The sequence below is a fragment of the Thiofractor thiocamini genome (assembly GCF_055384375.1).
On sequence record NZ_AP042389.1, the window covers coordinates 700,360 to 719,458 of the forward strand.

Genomic DNA, 19,099 nt, shown 5'->3' on the forward strand with positions numbered 1-19,099 from the left:
AATGGAATCTTATATTAGCCTGGGGTACTACTTTTTACTACCCGTAATATTTTCATTTTTAACACCTTATTTTAAGAAACTGGGCACATTTTACCTTAGAGGCAGTTCAATCCTATTGTATTTTATTCTTTTTGTACAAAGCTGCATATATACAACGATGAAACTCCCTCAAATATCTGAATTTTCCATAGCACCACCTCTTGGAATCGCATTTGTTTTGGATAATTTCTCTTTAGTGTTTTTACTGCTTTTTACTTTTTTGGGATTTATAGTGTCTTTGTACCTGCCTTGGTACTTCAGTGTCAATGACAGTAAAAATGAAAGCAGATTTTATATATTTTTCAATATGCTTATAGCCGGTACTCTAGGACTCATATTGAGCTGTGATATTTTCAATGTTTATATATTTTTTGAAATTGTCGGGATTTGCTCATATGTGCTAACGGCATACAAAAAAGACAAGCTTGCCCTAGAGGGCGGTATCAAATACCTTATTGTAGGTTCCATAGCTTCTTTATTGATCGTATTTGCCATAATGATCATATATCTTCAAATCGGAACGGTAAATCTTGGTCTGATTGCACAAAGATTTGACCAAATGAATCCAAATGTCGCATTTTTCGTCATACTTATGCTTTTTATAGGTTTTGGAACAAAAGCAGAATTGTTTCCTATGAATTTCTGGGTTCCTGATGTATATCAAGGCTCCACGACTATGGTAGCAGGTCTTTTTAGTTCGGTAGTCTCCAAAGCATATATGTTTGTCTTTTTTCATCTATTTTATCTGTTCAATTTACAAAAAAGCTATACGATATTTCTCATGAGTGTAGCGGCAGTGACTTTCTTGGTCGCTGAACTTACAGCACTCAATCAAAAAAACATCATGAGACTTTTTGCATATTCGACCATAGGACAGTTAGGACTTCTCTTTTTCGCACTCTCCTCCGGGAGCCTTGGAGTTATCCAGGGAGGTTTGTTTTATCTAGTAAGTCACTCTTTGGGAAAAATAACAATATTTTTAGCTTTAGGTATAATCATTTACAATTTAAAAGATTACAAAACCGATATATTTGAACGATTTCAATCAAAATTTTTAGCTATCATTTTCGGTATATCCTTTTTATCAATTTTAGGTATTCCGCCATTTAGCGGTTTTGTAGGTAAGATATTGATCCTTGAAGGTTTTGCGAAAGTTCATAACTATTTTGCCATAGCATTCATGCTGGCGGTTTCCATCATAGAAGCTGTTTATTTTTTCAGACTTATTTCAATGATGACAAAAACAAATACTCAAAAAATGGTTATAAAAATAGGAATACTCAACAAGATCATTCTTTCTTTGTTAGCATTTTTGATCTTGTTGTTTGGTATCTACCCTGCTCTTTTGACACATTTTACAAATATTGCCGGAAGTGCTCTTTTAAATCCTGAACATTATATTCAGTTTGCATTGGGAGTTTTAAAATGAATTTTTTATTTTTTTTGATCAATCTCATACCGATACTATTTTTATATAGTCTTGATGGAAATTTCCATGCCAGCATACAAGTTTCAAATAATTTTACTCTTTCATTGCACCAGAGTGTTCTGGGTACTTTTTTCGCTTATTTGTCACTTGTATCATTTTTGCTGGTCATTATCGCACAAAATAGAAAAAAATTGTCTTTTAGCTACTATTTATTGGAATTATTGCTATCTTTGGCAATGTTTTGTATCGTTTTTGCGGGAGACTTCATAACATTTTTCATTGGTTGGGAGATAATGACATGGAGCAGCTATTTCCTTATAGCCAAATCCTCTCATGTAAATACTAAAACACTGCAAAAATATATACTTTTTTCTCTGACCTCAGCTTTCTTTTTGATTGCTGCTGTGGTCATATCGGCTTCATTTGCAAATTCATTTGATTTTGAAGCTATAAAAAATGTATTTTACAAGATCCCTTTTGCACTTCAGGTTACTATAATCATCCTGTTTTCTCTCAGTTTCTTTGTTAAAGTCGGTGTTATAGGGGTTCATTACTGGGTTGTTGATACTTATGAAAAAGCTCCTGACCTTTTTAGCGCTATCTTGTCGGCAGTAATGTCAAAAATGGGCATATATGGACTTTTTTTAATATATGGTGTTATAGTTGGGTATTCAAACTTACAGATAATTTTTGGAACATTCCTGGATGGAACTGGTTTTGGTTATATCTTGGCATGGATTGGAGTTATAACATCCATTATCGCAACATTCAAAGCCATCACCCAAGATGAGGTCAAAAGACTTCTTGCTTACTCCTCCATAGCACAGCTTGGCTATATTATAAGCGCTATCGGACTTGGAGTGGCTTACGGTATAGGAGGAGCCTTGTATCATACTCTTATACATACTATTATAAAACTGTTGTTGTTTATAAATGTTGCAGCGATCATAGCTCAAACAGGAAAAACCCGTTTTAGTGAGCTTGGCGGTCTGATATATAAAACACCGGTATCATTTGTAATGCTTCTTATAGGTATAATCGCATTGGCAGGTATGCCTCCTCTTGGCGGATTTGCCTCCAAATTCATGATATATTCATCTTTGATCGAGACAAAATTTGCAATTGTCCTGGTGGCTATGCTTTTTTCCGGAGCTGCGTCTTTTTTGTATTGCTATAAACTTGTTTATGGTATTTATCTTGGGCATCCAAGCTCAAGTGAAGTCAAAAACCAGCATGAAGTTCACATATCATATCTGATACCTCAGATATTCTTGGCACTGCTTTTGATAGCAACAGGAACATTTCCGGGAATATTTGTAAAAGTGATAAATCCTATATTGAAACAATTTTCACTTACTCCTATCCCCTATAAGGGAGTAGGTACAATGCATACTTTTATAGGCGATTTCAATGGTTTTTTCATCATGAGTGCTTTTGCTTCGATTTTCATAGTCATCCTTATTATTGTAACTTTGCTTCGTTCAAAAACTATCAAAAACCAAGATAGATTTGATCTGAGCTATTGTGGTGAAGTACCAAATGAAAAAACACCTTTGCACTATGGCTACTCCATAGGTCAAGAACTTCACAGGATCACTTTTGTAAATATGATACTAAAAAGAAGTGTAGCCAATTTTTATGAAGCATTGGCTACCCAAGTAAAAAAAAGCTCTGAACTCTTAAGCAGGATGTATTGTGGCAACATACACAATACTGCCATTACCATTTTGTTATTTTTCACTGTTTTATATTTTATAGGAGTAAGATAATGTTACTGCAGATTTTACTTTTGATACTCTTGGCATACTGTGTAGGTTTTTTATATTTTGGTCTATACAGAAATATAACCGCTAGAATACAAGGAAGATACGGACCTACGGTACTACAGTCTTTTTATGACAGTATAAAGCTTTTTTCAAAAAAAGAGACAATGTGTTTTGGATGGATGTTCTATCTAGGGCCTGTCATCATGGCAACGGGTTCGGTTTTAACACTTCTAAGCATACCCATACTTACAAACAGTGACTTTTTAAGAGATTTTACTTCACAGATAAATTTGTTCGTAATTCTTTATCTTATGGTTTTGGGACCTCTTGGAAATGCTTTAGCGGTAGGAACAGGAGGAAATCCTTTTGGAGTCATGGGTGTCGTAAGGGGACTGACAAGACTTTTGGGTCTTGAACTACCGTTTTATATAGCGATTATAGGTATCATTTTGGCAACAAACAGCAGTGATATCTACACTATCATGCAATACCAACAAATACACGGTTACAATATACTCTCCCATCCTTTTTTATTTGTAGCGGCTATGATATCTATGGTAGGTTTTTTCGGTCAGTCTCCTTTTGATATCCCCGGAGCTCCTCAGGAAGTTTACTCAGGTCCAAGAACGGAATTCAGCGGTAAATTTTTAGCTCTTTTGATGAGCCAGGGATCTCTTTTTGCATTTGCCAAGCTTACTTTGGTTGTTGATCTGTTTTTAGGGGGAGCTGACTCTTTGTTGGATTTGGTTATAAAAACATTTGCCATATTTGTAACACTTATCTTTATAGGAGTGGTTTATGGTAGATACAAAGTTTCACAAGCTGTTGATTTTTTGATGGGCATACCTACTCTTATAGCTCTTATAGGGCTTGTTAGAGTTATCTATAGTTAAAAAGGGGTAAAAAATGATAGAGGGTTTTAATGGTAACTCTTTGAAATGTAAACTCGAAGAGAGTGGTTTGGCAAATACTCATGCCATTATGCAAAAAGCTGTAAGCTGGTTTGAAAGCAGAAGTATATTTGTAGTGGCATACGGTACAGGATGTGGAGCTATAGAAATGCCTCCGACTTTTACCAGTAGATATGACGCTGAAAGAATGGGTGTCGTAGGTGTTGCTACCCCAAGGCAAGCGGATCTTATCATACTGTCCGGTTATTTGGCATACAAAACTCTAAGAAGAGTCATAAGAACTTACGAACAGATGCAAAAGCCAAAATACATCATAACTCTTGGAAGTTGCCCTATCAACGGAGGGATGTATTGGGATTCTTACAATACCATCAAAAAGCTTGATGATTATCTGCCGGTGGATGTATATGTTACGGGCTGTATGCCAAGACCCGAATCAGTCATAGAAGGTTTTGTAAAACTCCAAAAACGTATAAAAGAAGGGCAAAAATGCGGTTGGGAACTATACGAAGAAAATTATGACTTTTATAAAGAAAATCAAAAAAGAGTTTTAGGAGATCATATATTACCTTCATATGAAACCGATTGGTATAACATCAACGGCGGGGGTCTTGGATGATGCAAAACAATATAATTGAACGATTAAACTCTTTTGAAGTAGAGCAAAAAGAGCCTTATCTTTACAAGATAATTACAGAAGAAAGAGACTTGGAGACGGTTTTGTTGAAGCTATACAATGAGTATGGCTACATTACCCTTGACTCTATAAATTGCAGAGACGATATAGAAGATGGTAAATTTTGCATAACATACTGTTTGCAAACCGCCTCAAGAGACCATATACTTATGGTGCAAACTTTCATAGAAAGAGAAAGCGCATCATTGGTAACGATGTATAGGATATGGCCTCAGGCTGAAATCATAGAGAGAGAGATGCATGAAATGTTCGGTGTTGATTTTCCTTCACATCCTTCTTTGATCGATTTTGCTCTTGAATACTGGAATGACATCCCTCCTCTTAGGAGAGATTTCGATACTTTGGAGTATGTAAACAAAATGGATCCTTTTAGAAAAGGTCAAAGAGATGACAATCTTGATGTAAAAGAAGAGATGAAAAAACGAAGAGAGGCAAAAAAAGCCGCCAAGCTTAAAGCCGAAGCCGAAGCGAAAGCAAAAGAAGAAGCATTGGAAAAAAAAGATGAAGCAATAAAAGTCGAGGAGTTGAGTGATGAATGAGCAAAAAATTATCAAAATATTTCATGGACCTCAACATCCCGGAATCACCGGCAACATGAGTGTAGAGCTTGATCTTATAGGTGAAACCATACAAAAAGCCAGAACTCATGTGGGCTACCTTCACAGAGGTTTTGAAAAACTTGTAGAAAGACGAACCGTTATACAAGGTTTTACCATAGTCTGCAGGATCTGCGTTCCCGAGCCGGATCCAAATGAAGAAAACTATGCAAGAGCCGTTGAGAATTTGGCAGGTATAGAGATAAGTGAAAAAGCAAAATATATAAGAACCATGGTTTTGGAAATGGCAAGAATCGCCAATCTTTTTTTATGGATGGGCGGTCAAGCCGGCTCTATAGGACTTGGGCTTATCCCTCAATGGTCAGTTTGTGATAGGGATTACATGCTTGATCTCTTTGAAGAGTTGACAGGAGGAAGAGTTTATCACATGTATGCGTTCCCGGGGGGCGTAAGAAGGGATTTGCCTGATGGATTTTTGGATAAATTAGGCCAACTTTTGGATTATTATGAAAAAAGAATAGACGTATACAACAATACTTTCTTTGACAATACGACTTTCAAGTCAAGAGCCATAGGGACGGCCAAAGTAAACAAAGATGAAGTCTTAGGAAACGGATATGTGGGCCAAGTCGCAAGAGGATGCGGCATCAAAAGAGATGTTAGAGTCGATATGCCATATCTTGTATATGACAAATTGGAATTTGATATACCGACATACAGTGACGGTGATGTTTATGCAAGAGCGCTAGTAAGAAGAGATGAGATACTTCAATCCATAAGGATATTGAGACAAATCATCAAACAAATGCCAAAAGACGGTGACATAATGCAAAAGATACCAAAACACAGGCGTTTTAAACTTCCACAAAACGATACATACGTACAGACTGAGAGTGCAAGAGGTGCAATGTCATACTATATGGCCGGTGACGGCAGTGAAAAGATAAGAAGGATGCAAGTAAGAGGTCCTTCTTTGATACATGCATACACTCTTCTAGAGAACCTTCTTGTAGGAAGTGAACTTGCCGATGTTGCCATGACTATGAACTCTTTGGGTATATGCCCGCCTGAAATAGAAAGATAGGAGGAGAAGATGGGAATAGATATAAAAGGTGTTTTTTCACCGCTAAGTGCGGTAGGTACTATTTTAAAACACCCTAAAACCATAACATATCCTGAGGTAAAGAAAGATATACCAAAGGGGTATAGAGGATTTCACGTAAATAACCTTTATACTTGCGTAGGATGTGCAAGTTGCCAGGATGTCTGTATGAATGAAGCCATAGACATGGTCCATGCCGACAAAGAATACAATCCGAAAAACACCAGCGGATGTATACCAAGAATCGATTATGGAAGATGCTGTTGGTGTGCACTTTGCTGTGACGTATGCCCTCCAAGTTCCTTAAAACTTGACAATATATGTATACATGCAGATTATGACGGAGACAGTTTTTTATATATGCCTATAAATAAGGATTTAAAATGAGAGTGGTTTTTTGGTCTGTTTTTCTTTTTGTGATATGGGTTGCTTTGACAATGAGTCTAAACATACAAGAACTTACCACAGGTATGCTTGTTTCGGTTATAATTGCCATACTATATACAAAAAATTATGAGGGTGACAAAACTTTTCGTATACGACCGATACCATATATAAAATATCTAATAGTATTCATCAGGGAATTAATTTTGGCAAATATAGATGTTGCAAAAAGGGTTATAGATCCAAAACTACCGATCAATCCTGGTATCGTAGCTATAAAAACAGACTTGAAACAAGACTACAAAAAACTTATCCTGGCAAACAGCATAACCTTAACTCCAGGCACCATTACGATGGATGTAAGGGGTGACACTCTTTTCATACACTGGATCGATGTTACGACAACCGACACAAAAGAGGCTTTGGAAGAGATAGCAGGTGACTTCGAGAGAACTTTAAAAGATTTATGATCTTTCGCGTAGCATTTGTCTTTTTTTGGCTTTATCCAAAGCCAGCCGTTTTAGATTTGGGATATGATCGATATATTCATGCAAAAATCCGGGAACTTTTCTACCTTCAACTCTTATGATGTCATTTAAGATAGAGTTTGCTATCATTTTTTTATCAAGCTTTTTATACTCTGTCAGGTAGTTAAATATCAACTCACTAAGCCTCATAAGAGATATCTGGTAAGTTGCCTGGGTTTGAGAGTATATCCATCTGCTAAGCTTCAAAAAACCGTCATATACGCTACTGTCTTGCCATATATACTCTTTGGTTTTATGAAAGTTTCCACTGTTGTATATAAGATCCCAAAACCTTACAAATCTTTTCATCTCCTGCATTGTAAAAAAATCTATCAGACTGTTTTGCAGGATTTCGTAGGGAGGATCATCGGAGTATCTCATCTCATACTTTTCATCCCACCTTGATATGGGAGTTCCTGAGAGTTTTTTAAGGATTCCAAGCTGAATTTCACTTGTTGTTATAGAAGTGAGTTCGTTTAAATTGTTTCTAAAACTCTCAAGACTTTCACCTGGAAGCCCGATGATAAGATCTAGATGAAGATGCGCTTTTGTCTCATTTTTAAGAAATTTTATATTTGCTTTTGTCTTTTTGATATCCATTTTTCTATTGATATTTTCAAGGATTTCTTCATTTAAACTTTGAAGTCCTATCTCAAGCTGCAATGAATGAGGTGGAAACTCTTTTAGTTTTTCTTTGAGTCTGTTTGGAAAATTGTCCGGCACCACTTCAAAATGCAAAGAGTACTCTTCCTTTTTCGATAAAAAATAATCCATCAACTTCAAAGCGAATTTGATATTGAGATTGAAAGTTCTGTCTATGAACTTAAAGCTCCTAACTCCCCTGCTCCAAAGCTTGTCAAACTCATATATGATCTTTTCAAAATCAAAATATCTTACCTTTTTATCCAAAGAGCTCAAACAAAATTCACAGTGAAAAGGACACCCTCTACTGCTTTCGACATAAATGTATCTATTTTTTATATCACTGTCACTGTACTCATTATAAGGAAGTTTTATCTTTTTTACATCCGGTGTAACCGCTTGAATGGTTCTTGTTTTTGGCAAAACTCCACTAAGTATCATTTTGGAGTATTCATAAAAAGTTATCTCACCCTCACCTTTTATGATAAAATCAGCCTCGCTAAAATCAACCCTCATAGGAGAGTAGCTAACTTCAGGACCGCCAAGTACCACTATGGTTTGGGGAGAGACTTTTTTTATGGTCGATACTACTTTTTTAACATTTATGGCATTCCATATATATGTACCTATTCCCACTATTTTTGGATGATATGATAAAACCTCTTCAACTATGGAATATATATCTTCATTGATGGTTCTTTCTAAGATAAGTGAATTATCTCTTAACTCTTTTAAGTTGGCTCGTATATACCTAAGTCCCAAAGCAGTATGGGAGTATCTCGAGTTTATGCCAAGCAGTACGATATCTTTTTGCATATTTTACACAAATGTCGGAGCATCGTTGGAAAAGAGTATAAGATCACCTGCTTTTGTCTCTTTAGCCAACAGTTCCTGAAGTTTATCTTTGTTTGATAGTAAAAGTTTTTTAGGAATTTTTATATGTTCCATCAAAGTAACGGCATTTACTTTGCCGGTGATGATAACAAGATCGAAAACTTTGTCTATTTTTTTTGCCAACTCTACATTTGCCTCTTTGGTGCTTTCTATGATACCGGGAGTTACCAAAACCTTTCTACCTTCATAAGATATGACAAGATCGTATGATGAGATCATACCTTCCAAATTACCGTTGTAACTATCATCTATGATGATCTTGCCTCCTGCTTCTATCTTTTGAAGTCTATGCTCCACTTGAGTTAGTTTCGAGACTTGTTTTTTTATGGTTTGCAAGTCCAGACCAAGTTCCAGTGCCATAAGCACGGCTGCAGTTATATTGATAGCATTGAAATCACCTAGTATATTTTTGGCTTCGAACTCTTCTGTTTTTCCGTTCAATTCAAGCTTGAAACTCAATCCATCAAGTGATGAATTTACTTCTTTGATCTCATCACCAAATAGTTTTACTTTGTCGTTGGGTTTGATATTTGCACTTTTATGGACATAAGCACGTATGAGTCTTTTGCTATCTATGATCTCCATTTTTGTGTTTCTTATATTTTCAAGAGTTTTAAAGTACTCTATATGAGCGGGGCCTATCTTGCCTACTATGGCATACTGGTTTTGCAGGATATTGACTATCTTTTTTATATCTCCTTGTTCCCTTGCACCGGCTTCAGCTATATAGATATTTGTATCGTTTGGTAAAGAGGTATTGATATCTTTTACTATGCCGGCTTCGGTATTGACACTTTTTGGGGTTTTGTAAACTTTGAAATTGTTTTGTAAAATTTGATATAAAAAGTTTTTGATACTTGTTTTACCGTAGCTAGCAGTTACCGCTATGATCTTAAGATCATCCATACCCTGAAGCTTTCTTTTAGCCTCTTTTTTAAACCCTGCAAATAAAATCCTCTCAAAAATCTCTCCTGTGAGAGTTGCAACTACCAAAGGGAGTATAACACCGTAAACTTGACACCGCCCTGTTGCCAAACACAACATATCCTCAAATATGGTTGCAAGAAGCAAAAACAGAAAAAATCTTTTAATCCTTGCGGTATAAACAAGTTTTTTATCCAATTTCCTTTGCCAGACATAATATGAAGGCAAAAGCGCAAAATAAAAATATATCCAAAAGTATATGCCGGTAAGATAGTAGGCAAATATAGGAATGATAAAATAAACAAGATGCCAAAGTTGCCTTTTGTGCCTGAAAACGACCCTATCGAGCTTATAATTGTACCATTGAAGGTTGGTTATAAGATACCAACCAAGACTTAGTGTAAAGATAATATGGGATACAAGTACGAATATCGTTTTAAAATCCATCTATTCTCCGATAAATTCTTTTATTTTTTGTGCTACTTTGGCGGGTTCTTTTAAAAAAAAGTAATGATCCCCGTCAAATTCGTAAAATCTACTCTTTTTTATAAGATATGCTATCTTTTTTCCGCTAGCTAAAGGAGTCGCTTTGTCATTTCTCCCCCAAAGTATCAATGTATCATTGCAAAAGCTCTTAAAATCACCACTGAAGTCTTCATCTACCACGTTTTTGAAAGTTTCATACATATCTTGACTCATTCCCTCTACATCTTTTGAAGCGAAAATTTTATACATTTTCCCAAGACCTAACGACTTCAAACTTTTAAAAAGTAGGATTTTAAGCTTTATGTCCAGCGGTTTTTCCACCGGTATTCCGGCACTGCTTAGAAGTATGAGTTTTTTGGGATTTAAAAGAAGTGCAACCTTTCCGCCAAATGAATGACCAAGTATGGCGTAGCCATCTGATGATATGCTCTCTAAAAACTTTTCAACTATATTTTTATAATCATGTGTATCCAAAACCATCTCATTCGAACTTGCCCCAAAACCCGGCATATCTATATAAATATGCCTAAAATCCTCGATATATCTTCCAAATGCTTGCTTCATCAACTCTTTATTACTTCCCCATCCATGTAAAAAAATTATATCTTTGTTTTTGTCAAGGTTTAAAATTTCATAAGATATTTTAAAAGTGTTATTTTTGTAAGTCACCTCTTTAAGAGCCAATTTTCAAGCCTTTTTTGTTTTTTTATACAATTTTTGAAGCAATTCAAAAGCATCATTTAGTTTTTCATATTCATCCATATTGAGCATAACTGCTTCAAGTTTATTGTTTTTCACCACAAAAACTCTTTTTTTCTCTTTTGAAGTTATACTTTTTAAAATCGAGCTAAAATTCCTGACCATTTCGGTAGCCGTGTATATCTCGTCACTGTTAAAAGTTGCCATATTTCAGCCTTTTGACTAATTTACATAAAATTTTATGTAAAATTTTATGTATTATAGCATATTTTATAGTATTATTTACCTTTTGCTGCATTTATGGAGTTTATATAGCGGTATTCTATAGGTATATTTCTGCTTTTTGGGATATAAATATCTGATAAAATCGCATTAAAATCATCAAAAAGATAGTTTGCAAGGCTTCCGGGGACCGGATTTATCTCGTTTATATAGAGTTTCGCATCTTTTACAAAAAAATCACATCTTACTATCGCACCCTCAAAAAGCCCATCATATAGTTTTTTGAAAGCTTCTTTTATCTTTTCTTGCATATCACTTGATATATAAGCTTTTTTTACTCCCCCGCTTCTTGAAAAATCAAGATACTTTTTGTCAAAATCCAAAATGGACTCTTTTTGGGGCTCTTCTATAAAAGAGAAAGTATAACCCTCTTTTGTCTTTGTCCCGGCTAAATTATACTCTTTTATACCATCATAAAAAGGCTCTATAATGACGCTGTCATCGAACTCGAAAGCTACATCCAAAGCATAATCGAACTCTTTTTCATCTTTGGCTACACTAAGACCTATGGAGCTTCCAAGCCTTAGCGGCTTTATGATAACTGGATATTCAAACGAGCATTTTCTCTCATCATTTTTACTCAAGACTTGATAATCCAAAACATCCACACTTTTTGATGAGGCATATAGTTTTGTAAATTCTTTGTTGTAACTTATAACACTTCCTTCTATCCTTGGACCTATATATCCAATACCGAAGAAATCAAGAAGTGAAGAGATAGTACCGTCCTCTCCCTCTTTACCGTGTATGAGGTTGATAAGAGTTTTAAACTCTAACTTTTTTTCTTTAAAGAGTGCTTTTTGATAAAAGCCTTCCTGCTTTAAGGTCAGTTTCTCACATTTTTTATATTCGCCTCTACTAAAATAAGAGGCTTTCATATATTTTTCTTCTATAAGATAAAATTCTCTTTTCGCATCACAAAATATAAATATCTTCTCTTTTTCAATAACATCTTTTAGCGTGATAGCGCTTACGATGCTTATCTCATGTTCGTAACTTACTCCACCGAACAGTATGGCAAAATGACTCAATTTGATATCCTTAGCTTAGTTTTTTTAATGCCTCTTTGATAAGAGTTGCCGTATCGCTGCTTTTGCATTGAAGCAAGATTTTTTTGGTTTTTTCTTTGTTAAATCCAAGACTCTCAAGTGCCTGTAAAGCCTCATTGAAGCTCTTATTTTCAGACGTGCTAACGCCATCCAAAGCAAAATCACTTAATTCTATGAGTATCCTCTTTGCGCTTTTTGGACCGATACCTGGAACCATCTTGATACTGCCTATATCATTTGAAGCTATGGCTTTTGCAAAAACCGAAGGAGTGAAAGTAGAGCATATCGCCATTGCCGTGCTTGGTCCCACTCCATTTATCTTTATAACCCTATCGAACATGAACTTTTCGTCAAGGTCTAAAAAACCGTAAAGATTGTCACTGTCCTCTTTTATGATCTGAGTAGTATGCAAAGATATGCTCTTTTGTGTATCTATCTTTGAACTGCAGTTGAGCGAGATGCGTACCGCTCTTGTAATCCCATAAGTTTTTACATATAAAAGCGTAGGCTCTTTTTTGACCACTTCTCCTTCGATCGCCACTATCATACGTCAAACTCACTTTTTCTATTTATCTGGTATTCGCCCTCTTCAACTTTGGAAAGTGTTATACTTTTCGATATCTCTCCCTCTTTCGTTACATGTGTTATCTCTATTTTTGGAGAAAGCAGTACAAATTTTATCTCATTGTATTCGTGCCAAAGAGAGTGATTTATAATCTTAGCTTTAAGTATGGTTGATTGGATATCTTCTATATCTTTTTTTATACTCTCTCTTTCAACTTTTTCTTTTTTGTATTTTTCAAGCAATGCATTGTATGTCGCTATCAACTGCTGAAAATCCTTGATCTTTTTTACAAGTGTTTTTGCCGGCTCTTGACCTGAACGTTTAAGCTCGATGATTTTTTGTTTGACAAGTTCGGCCGGTTCTCTGTTTTTTTCTATAAGAAGTTTTTTATCTCTTATAACTTTTTTGGTTGTATTTATGGTAGCTTCTATCTTTTTAAGCTTTTTTTCCAATTCATCTATCTTCTCTTGAAAACCAAGCACTCTTGAAGGATCTATTACAAACTTGTTGTTCGTTCCTTTCTCTTCATTGATCTCTATGATTTCGGATGCTACTAATGTTACATTTGAAACCAACTGCTTTACAAAAATCTTTTCCGCGATCACTTCTCCGCCAATGGCTTGATCTATTTTGACCGTTTTGGCATTGACTCTGCCGCCCTCCAATCTTTTGATAGTCACATCTTTGCCTTCGGCGTATCCTCTGTGGACACTGATGTCCAGCTCGTCTGCATATATGGAGGCTTTTTGGTGTGTTTGGCCACCTATCTTGGCTTTTTTTGCCTTGACCACCGCTCCGCTACCGATATTTCCCTCTACCGTTATCTCGGTTGTTTCGACACTCATGCCGGGACCTATGGCATCCTTTAGAACATCACTCTCTTTTATGTTGATCTTGACGTTTGATTCAAGATTGGCTTCTATGGAGCCCGTTGTTTTAAATGAAACTTCATCAACTTCCATATTGTCGTTTATATCGTATTTGTCGCCCTCTTTGTTCACATATCCGTCTTTTTTGGCAACAAAGATTATCCTGTTTTCATCCTCTTTTTTCTCTATGTTTTCACTTACGGTGAAATCTATGGAGTATTTTTGCACAGGCTCTTTAACTTTTAAGAGTTCGCCTTTGCAGTTTCTTCCGTTTTTTCCCTCTTTGGCTTTTATATACTCTATGATGATATCACCCTTTTGGACTGCTTGGATATACCCTCTTTTAGAGTAATCTATCCTCCCGTGTTCATCTTTTTTGTTGATATTTTTTTTGTAGTGAAATATAAGGTTGTCATTGATGGGAGCTATGGGCTCTACGCAGTTACACACTATAAATGTATGGTCTTCATCTAAAAAATTGTTGATCCTGATCTTTGATACTATTTTTTCTACCTCTTTTTCCATTTCGCTTTGAAAGATAGATATGAGCATAGACTGTTTTACAAGTCTTTTGTTGATCTCACCTATGATATACTCTTTTAATTTACTGCTGTATTTTATATCAAAATTCTTTTTTATCGTAGCTATGATCTTTGTTAGAAATTTATTGCCGCCTAGAACGATATCGAGTATGGGTTTGCTGTTTTTTTCTTTTAGGAAAATCTCCACTTTATACTGTTGTTTTATCTGCAACTCTTCGTTCAGGAGAAAATCCTCGTCTTTGAACTGCTCTATATTTGACTTGTTTATCTCCATCCATTCGTCATCTTTGTGGGTTTTAAAAACACTTTTAAATGACACTATGGTAAAGTCCAATTGATTTAACGGTATATTTTGCGAGGAAGAGATATTTTTTAATTCCTGATTTATATTTTCAGTATCGATTATAATGTTTTGAAAATTTACCTCATCAGTTTGAGTTTCATTTTCATCTTTACTTTTGCCAAAAAGAGCCAAAACAGTACCTTTTCTATATTTTTGCATTTTACAAGGGCTTTATTATAGTCTAAAATTATTGAAAGTTGAGTTAAACATAAGTATATCTGTGTTAAAATAGATGTAAAAACAGGATATATTTTTTGTTCAAATCAATTTTTACAAATAGCTTCGGTATATTGATATCCAGGATTTTTGGCTTCGTTAGAGATCTTCTTACAGCCTCGATCCTGGGCGCTAACATATACAGCGATATGTTTTTTGTAGCTTTTAAACTACCCAATCTTTTTAGAAGGATTTTTGCCGAAGGTGCTTTTACACAAAGTTTTTTACCCTCTTTTACATCTTCAAAACATAAGTCATATTTTGCTCTCTCCATATTTTTAAGGTTCTTTACCGTTTTATTGATCTTGTCTGTTTTTGTGACGATATTTGATACCTTTTTTACCAAGCTCATAGCATACGGATTTGATGAAAAACTGATAAAAGAAGCCGCTCCTTTGGTTGCTATAAACTTTTACTATCTTTTACTGATATTTTGTGTTACATTTTTATCTACTTTGCTTCAATACAAAAACCATTTTGCAACCACAGCCTTTTCGACCGCACTTTTAAACATATCTCTTATATTTGCCCTGCTTTACTCAAAAGGAATGCCGGCAAAGATCATAGTTTACTATATGAGTTATGCGGTTGTAGCAGGTGGAATTTTACAACTTTTTACCCATATCATAGCTATAAAAAAACTTGGGCTTTTAAAGATATTTGTCTATGGTTTTGAAGCCATAAAAAGAAAAAAGAGAGACAAACAGGAGATAAATCACTTCTACAAACTCTTTTTTCATGGCGTCCTCGGCAATTCAACCGCACAAATCTCAGCATTTTTAGATACTTTTCTTGCTACTTTTTTATATAGTGGAGCAGTTAGCTATCTTTACTATGCAAACAGGATATTTCAACTCCCTTTAGCTCTCTTTGCCATAGCCGTTTCAGTAGCGATTTTTCCAAAAGTAGCAAGATATTTAAAAAACAATGATACAAACAATGCACATCAAATGATAAAAAAAAGCTTTTGGATATTGGCTTATCTTCTTAGTTTTTCCGCTATCGGCGGTATAATGCTATCAAAAGAAATAATATGGCTTCTTTTTCAAAGAGGAGCCTTCAGTGCTGATGATACAGCTAAAAGCGCAATGGTACTAAGTATGTACATGATAGGGCTTTTGCCTTTTGGACTCTCTAAAATATTCTCTTTATGGCTTTACTCGATGCACAAGCAAAAAACGGCAGCCAAGATAGCTTCCATCTCTCTTGGAGCGAATATACTGCTTTCACTAGCCTTGATAATCCCTCTAAAAGCTGCAGGACTGGCACTTGCCGGATCACTCTCGGGATTTATTCTATTTTTTTTAACTATAAAAGAGTTTGGAGTAGAAAGATTTTTAGATATAATTCGGGATAAAAAAATGACATATCTCTTAGTAGCAGTTCTCTTTGAGATAATTATCTTGATATTTTTTAAGGATTTTATAGATGTTTATATATGATTCGCACTTGAAAAAGAAAGTTCCGCTTGAAACGATAGAAAAAGATAAAGTTTCTATGTATGTCTGTGGTCCTACTGTATATGATGACGCGCATTTGGGACATGCCAGAAGTTCCATAGTGTTTGATCTTTTAAGAAGAGTTTTGATAACACTTGGTTATGAAGTGACATTTGTAAAAAATTTCACAGACATAGATGACAAGATCATCAAAAAAATGCAAGAAAGCGGATCTTCTTTAAAAGAGATAACAACTCACTATATAAAAAGATACAAAGAGGATATGCATGCATTGAATGTACTTGATGCCGACATGGAACCAAAAGCGACCGAGAATCTTGAAGAAATCGTATCCATGGTGGATTCTCTTTTAAAAAACGGTTGTGCCTACAGACTTGAAGACGGTATATACTTTGATACGACCAAAGATATAAAGTATCTCTCATTAAGTGGTAGATTTGATGATAAAAACCTGCAAAACAGAGTCGAATGTCATCTTGGCAAAAAAGATCAGAAAGATTTTGCTTTATGGAAATTTTCCAAAGTGGGAGAGCCGACTTTTGATGCACCTTTTGGGGATGGTCGCCCGGGATGGCACATAGAGTGTTCGGCTATGATAAAAAAACATCTTGCAAAGCAAGGAGAGTACCAGATAGATATACACGGAGGCGGAGCGGATCTTCTTTTTCCTCACCATGAAAATGAAGCCGCTCAAACAAGGTGCTCCACTCATCAAAACTTGTCCAAATACTGGATGCATAACAGCTTTGTCAATATAAACGGCGAAAAGATGAGCAAATCTTTGGGAAACAGTTTTTTCATAAAAGATGCTTTGAGGGTTTATGACGGGGAAGTTTTAAGGTTTTATCTGCTTTCAACCCACTACAGGCAAAATTTTAACTTCAACGAAGAAGATCTTCTTATGTCAAAAAAGAGACTCGATAAGATATATAGACTTAAAAAAAGGATATATCCTTCATCAAGTTCCAAAGCAAACGAAAAGTTTGAAAACGCCCTGCTTGAAGCGTTAAAAGACGATCTTAATATTTCCAAAGCTTTAAGCGTCATAGATGATATGACAAGCAAGGCAAATGAAAAACTTGATATTAACCCAAAAGATAAAGCCCTTAAAAAAGAGCTGGTTGCAAATCTGGAATTGATTTCAAAAGTTTTAGGCATCGCAGGCAAAGACAGTTTTGAGTATTTTCAGTTGGGGGTTTCCAATGAAAAAAAAGAGTTGATCGAGAGTCTTATCGAAGAGAGAAACAAGGCAAAAAAAGAAAAAGATTACAAAAAAGCTGATGAAATCAGAGAAAAACTTTTAAGTATGGATATAAAGATCATGGATACAAGTGAAGGAACAAAGTGGGAAAAGTAGTCATCATCTCCATATTGGCTTTTAATATCGCATTTGGAACAGATATATATGAGACTATATTTGAAGGGAACTGCGGCTCTTGTCATACTCTAAAAGACAGGTCATCAGCTCCTTTGGTAACTGAAGTAATAAAAAGATACAAAAACAAATACCCAAAAGAAAAAGATTTTGTAAATGCTCTTTCAAACTGGGTATTTTCCCCAAACAAAAAAAATTCTCTCTTTCCAAAAGCTATAAAATATTATGGCCTTATGCCTGAACTTGGCATCGACAAAGAGACTTTAAGGGGAATTGCAAGATATCTTTATAAATGGCGCTATGAGTAAACGAATCATATACAGTTTCAAGGATGATTACAGCGAAGGTGTACATCCATCCATACTTGAAAGCCTCTTGAAAACAAATCCCATACAATTGCCCGGATATGGAGAAGATGATATCTCTTCAAGAGCCAAAAAACGGATAAAAGAGTTGCTTGACACAGAGTGTGATATCCACTTTTTATCAGGCGGAACTCAAACCAATCTCATAGCCCTTCAGGCGATGTTAAAACCTTATGAATCTGTCATAGCAGCCAAAACCTCCCATATAGCCACACATGAAACAGGAGCTATAGAACATACCGGACATAAAATACACGAGATAATGCATAATGAAGGAAAGATAGATACAAGTGGTATAAAAAAGGTTTTAGATGAGCATTTCAGCGAGCATATGGTAAAACCAAAAGTCGTTTTTCTCTCCCAATCAACCGAATACGGAACAATATACTCAAAAAAAGAACTCAAAAAGATATCATCTTTTTGCAAAGAAAACGATCTATATCTTTATATCGACGGCGCAAGGATAGCATCTGCGCTTACTTGCAAAGAGAGTGACGTGACACTTAAAGATATAGCTGATCTTTGTGATATGTTTTATATAGGCGGTACAAAAAACGGGGCAATGTTCGGTGAAGCTTTAGTCATAACAAATGAAAATTTTAGAGAAAATTTTAGATACATCCTCAAACAAAACGGTGCGCTACTGGCAAAAGGAAGGTATTTTGGTATCCAATTTGACGAGCTTTTTAAAGAGGACTTATACTTCAAGCTGGCAAAACATACCAATGATATGGCAAACCTCTTAAGTAAAGGCATCAGCCAAAGAGGCTATACTTTTTTTACAAAACCGCAAACCAACCAACTCTTCCCCATCCTGCCAAACACTCTTATAAAAAATCTCCAAACAAAATACGACTTTTACATTTGGCAAAAGTATGACGACAATAACTCAGTCATAAGACTCATAACATCCTGGGCAACAAAAGAAAAAAATGTAAAGGATTTTATAAGAAATCTTGCATAATATATTAACTAA

General features: G+C 35.3%; 19 protein-coding genes. 12 read left to right on the top strand and 7 right to left on the bottom strand.

The features are described from left to right. Position 1 precedes the first annotated feature (1 nt). The 8 genes from ACZ47B_RS03535 to ACZ47B_RS03570 are packed head-to-tail and all read left to right on the top strand — an operon-like array spanning position 2 to position 7,355. On the top strand, positions 2–1,468 hold the full coding sequence (locus ACZ47B_RS03535) for a complex I subunit 5 family protein (RefSeq protein WP_464895305.1): 1,467 nt from the start codon (positions 2–4) through the stop codon (positions 1,466–1,468). Continuing rightward, positions 1,465–3,237 carry a proton-conducting transporter transmembrane domain-containing protein gene (locus tag ACZ47B_RS03540; protein WP_464895306.1) on the top strand — a complete coding sequence of 591 codons (1,773 nt, stop codon included), beginning with the start codon at positions 1,465–1,467 and terminating at the stop codon, positions 3,235–3,237. Before ACZ47B_RS03535 ends, ACZ47B_RS03540 begins: the two co-directional genes overlap by 4 nt. Further along, positions 3,237–4,127: a respiratory chain complex I subunit 1 family protein gene (locus ACZ47B_RS03545; RefSeq protein WP_464895307.1), complete on the top strand. Its 891-nt coding sequence runs from the start codon at positions 3,237–3,239 to the stop codon at positions 4,125–4,127. Before ACZ47B_RS03540 ends, ACZ47B_RS03545 begins: the two co-directional genes overlap by 1 nt. 13 nt (positions 4,128–4,140) lie before the next feature. Beyond that, a complete protein-coding gene (locus tag ACZ47B_RS03550; RefSeq protein ID WP_464895308.1) occupies positions 4,141–4,764 on the top strand; it encodes an NADH-quinone oxidoreductase subunit B in 624 nt (207 codons plus the stop codon). Next, a complete protein-coding gene (locus ACZ47B_RS03555) occupies positions 4,761–5,381 on the top strand; it encodes an NADH-quinone oxidoreductase subunit C (protein WP_464895309.1) in 621 nt (206 codons plus the stop codon). The genes ACZ47B_RS03550 and ACZ47B_RS03555 overlap by 4 nt, the downstream gene beginning before the upstream one ends. Then, positions 5,374–6,483, top strand: coding sequence for an NADH-quinone oxidoreductase subunit D (locus ACZ47B_RS03560; protein ID WP_464895310.1), 1,110 nt, complete (start codon positions 5,374–5,376; stop codon positions 6,481–6,483). Before ACZ47B_RS03555 ends, ACZ47B_RS03560 begins: the two co-directional genes overlap by 8 nt. Positions 6,484–6,492: 9 nt before the next feature. Continuing rightward, entirely contained in the window at positions 6,493–6,888 is a 396-nt protein-coding gene (locus tag ACZ47B_RS03565) for a hypothetical protein (RefSeq protein WP_464895311.1), read from the top strand. Next, complete coding sequence (locus ACZ47B_RS03570) at positions 6,885–7,355, top strand: Na+/H+ antiporter subunit E (RefSeq protein WP_464895312.1); 471 nt, start codon at positions 6,885–6,887, stop codon at positions 7,353–7,355. The genes ACZ47B_RS03565 and ACZ47B_RS03570 overlap by 4 nt, the downstream gene beginning before the upstream one ends. On the opposite strand, the gene ACZ47B_RS03575 is transcribed toward ACZ47B_RS03570, so the two are convergent. From ACZ47B_RS03575 to ACZ47B_RS03605, 7 genes are all read right to left on the bottom strand, one after another. Continuing rightward, the gene (locus ACZ47B_RS03575) at positions 7,350–8,870 is read right to left on the bottom strand and encodes a B12-binding domain-containing radical SAM protein (RefSeq protein WP_464895313.1); all 1,521 of its coding nucleotides are present in this window, start codon (positions 8,868–8,870) and stop codon (positions 7,350–7,352) included. The two genes, ACZ47B_RS03570 and ACZ47B_RS03575, sit on opposite strands and share 6 nt — an antisense overlap. Before the next feature lie 3 nt (positions 8,871–8,873). Further along, positions 8,874–10,319: a Mur ligase family protein gene (locus ACZ47B_RS03580; RefSeq protein ID WP_464895314.1), complete on the bottom strand. Its 1,446-nt coding sequence runs from the start codon at positions 10,317–10,319 to the stop codon at positions 8,874–8,876. Next, positions 10,320–11,042: an alpha/beta fold hydrolase gene (locus tag ACZ47B_RS03585; RefSeq protein WP_464895315.1), complete on the bottom strand. Its 723-nt coding sequence runs from the start codon at positions 11,040–11,042 to the stop codon at positions 10,320–10,322. It abuts the gene before it with no gap. Between the two features lie 3 nt (positions 11,043–11,045). Next, on the bottom strand, positions 11,046–11,264 hold the full coding sequence (locus ACZ47B_RS03590) for a prevent-host-death protein (RefSeq protein WP_464895316.1): 219 nt from the start codon (positions 11,262–11,264) through the stop codon (positions 11,046–11,048). A gap of 71 nt (positions 11,265–11,335) precedes the next feature. Next, positions 11,336–12,370, bottom strand: a complete 1,035-nt coding sequence (locus ACZ47B_RS03595) for a D-alanine--D-alanine ligase (RefSeq protein WP_464895317.1) — start codon at positions 12,368–12,370, stop codon at positions 11,336–11,338. Between the two features lie 10 nt (positions 12,371–12,380). Continuing rightward, positions 12,381–12,935 (bottom strand): Holliday junction branch migration protein RuvA, encoded by a 555-nt coding sequence (gene ruvA / locus ACZ47B_RS03600; RefSeq protein ID WP_464895318.1) that lies wholly within the window; start codon positions 12,933–12,935, stop codon positions 12,381–12,383. Further along, the gene (locus ACZ47B_RS03605) at positions 12,932–14,866 is read right to left on the bottom strand and encodes a flagellar assembly protein A (protein ID WP_464895319.1); all 1,935 of its coding nucleotides are present in this window, start codon (positions 14,864–14,866) and stop codon (positions 12,932–12,934) included. The genes ruvA and ACZ47B_RS03605 overlap by 4 nt, the downstream gene beginning before the upstream one ends. Positions 14,867–14,961: 95 nt before the next feature. On the opposite strand from ACZ47B_RS03605, the gene murJ reads away from it, so the two are divergent. The 4 genes from murJ to ACZ47B_RS03625 are packed head-to-tail and all read left to right on the top strand — an operon-like array spanning position 14,962 to position 19,087. After that, the gene (murJ, locus tag ACZ47B_RS03610; RefSeq protein ID WP_464895320.1) at positions 14,962–16,365 is read left to right on the top strand and encodes a murein biosynthesis integral membrane protein MurJ; all 1,404 of its coding nucleotides are present in this window, start codon (positions 14,962–14,964) and stop codon (positions 16,363–16,365) included. Further along, positions 16,352–17,740 (top strand): cysteine--tRNA ligase, encoded by a 1,389-nt coding sequence (gene cysS / locus ACZ47B_RS03615; RefSeq protein WP_464895321.1) that lies wholly within the window; start codon positions 16,352–16,354, stop codon positions 17,738–17,740. Before murJ ends, cysS begins: the two co-directional genes overlap by 14 nt. Continuing rightward, entirely contained in the window at positions 17,728–18,066 is a 339-nt protein-coding gene (locus tag ACZ47B_RS03620) for a c-type cytochrome (RefSeq protein ID WP_464895322.1), read from the top strand. The genes cysS and ACZ47B_RS03620 overlap by 13 nt, the downstream gene beginning before the upstream one ends. Then, positions 18,032–19,087 (top strand): threonine aldolase family protein, encoded by a 1,056-nt coding sequence (locus ACZ47B_RS03625; protein WP_464895323.1) that lies wholly within the window; start codon positions 18,032–18,034, stop codon positions 19,085–19,087. Before ACZ47B_RS03620 ends, ACZ47B_RS03625 begins: the two co-directional genes overlap by 35 nt. The last annotated feature ends 12 nt before the right edge of the window (positions 19,088–19,099 follow it).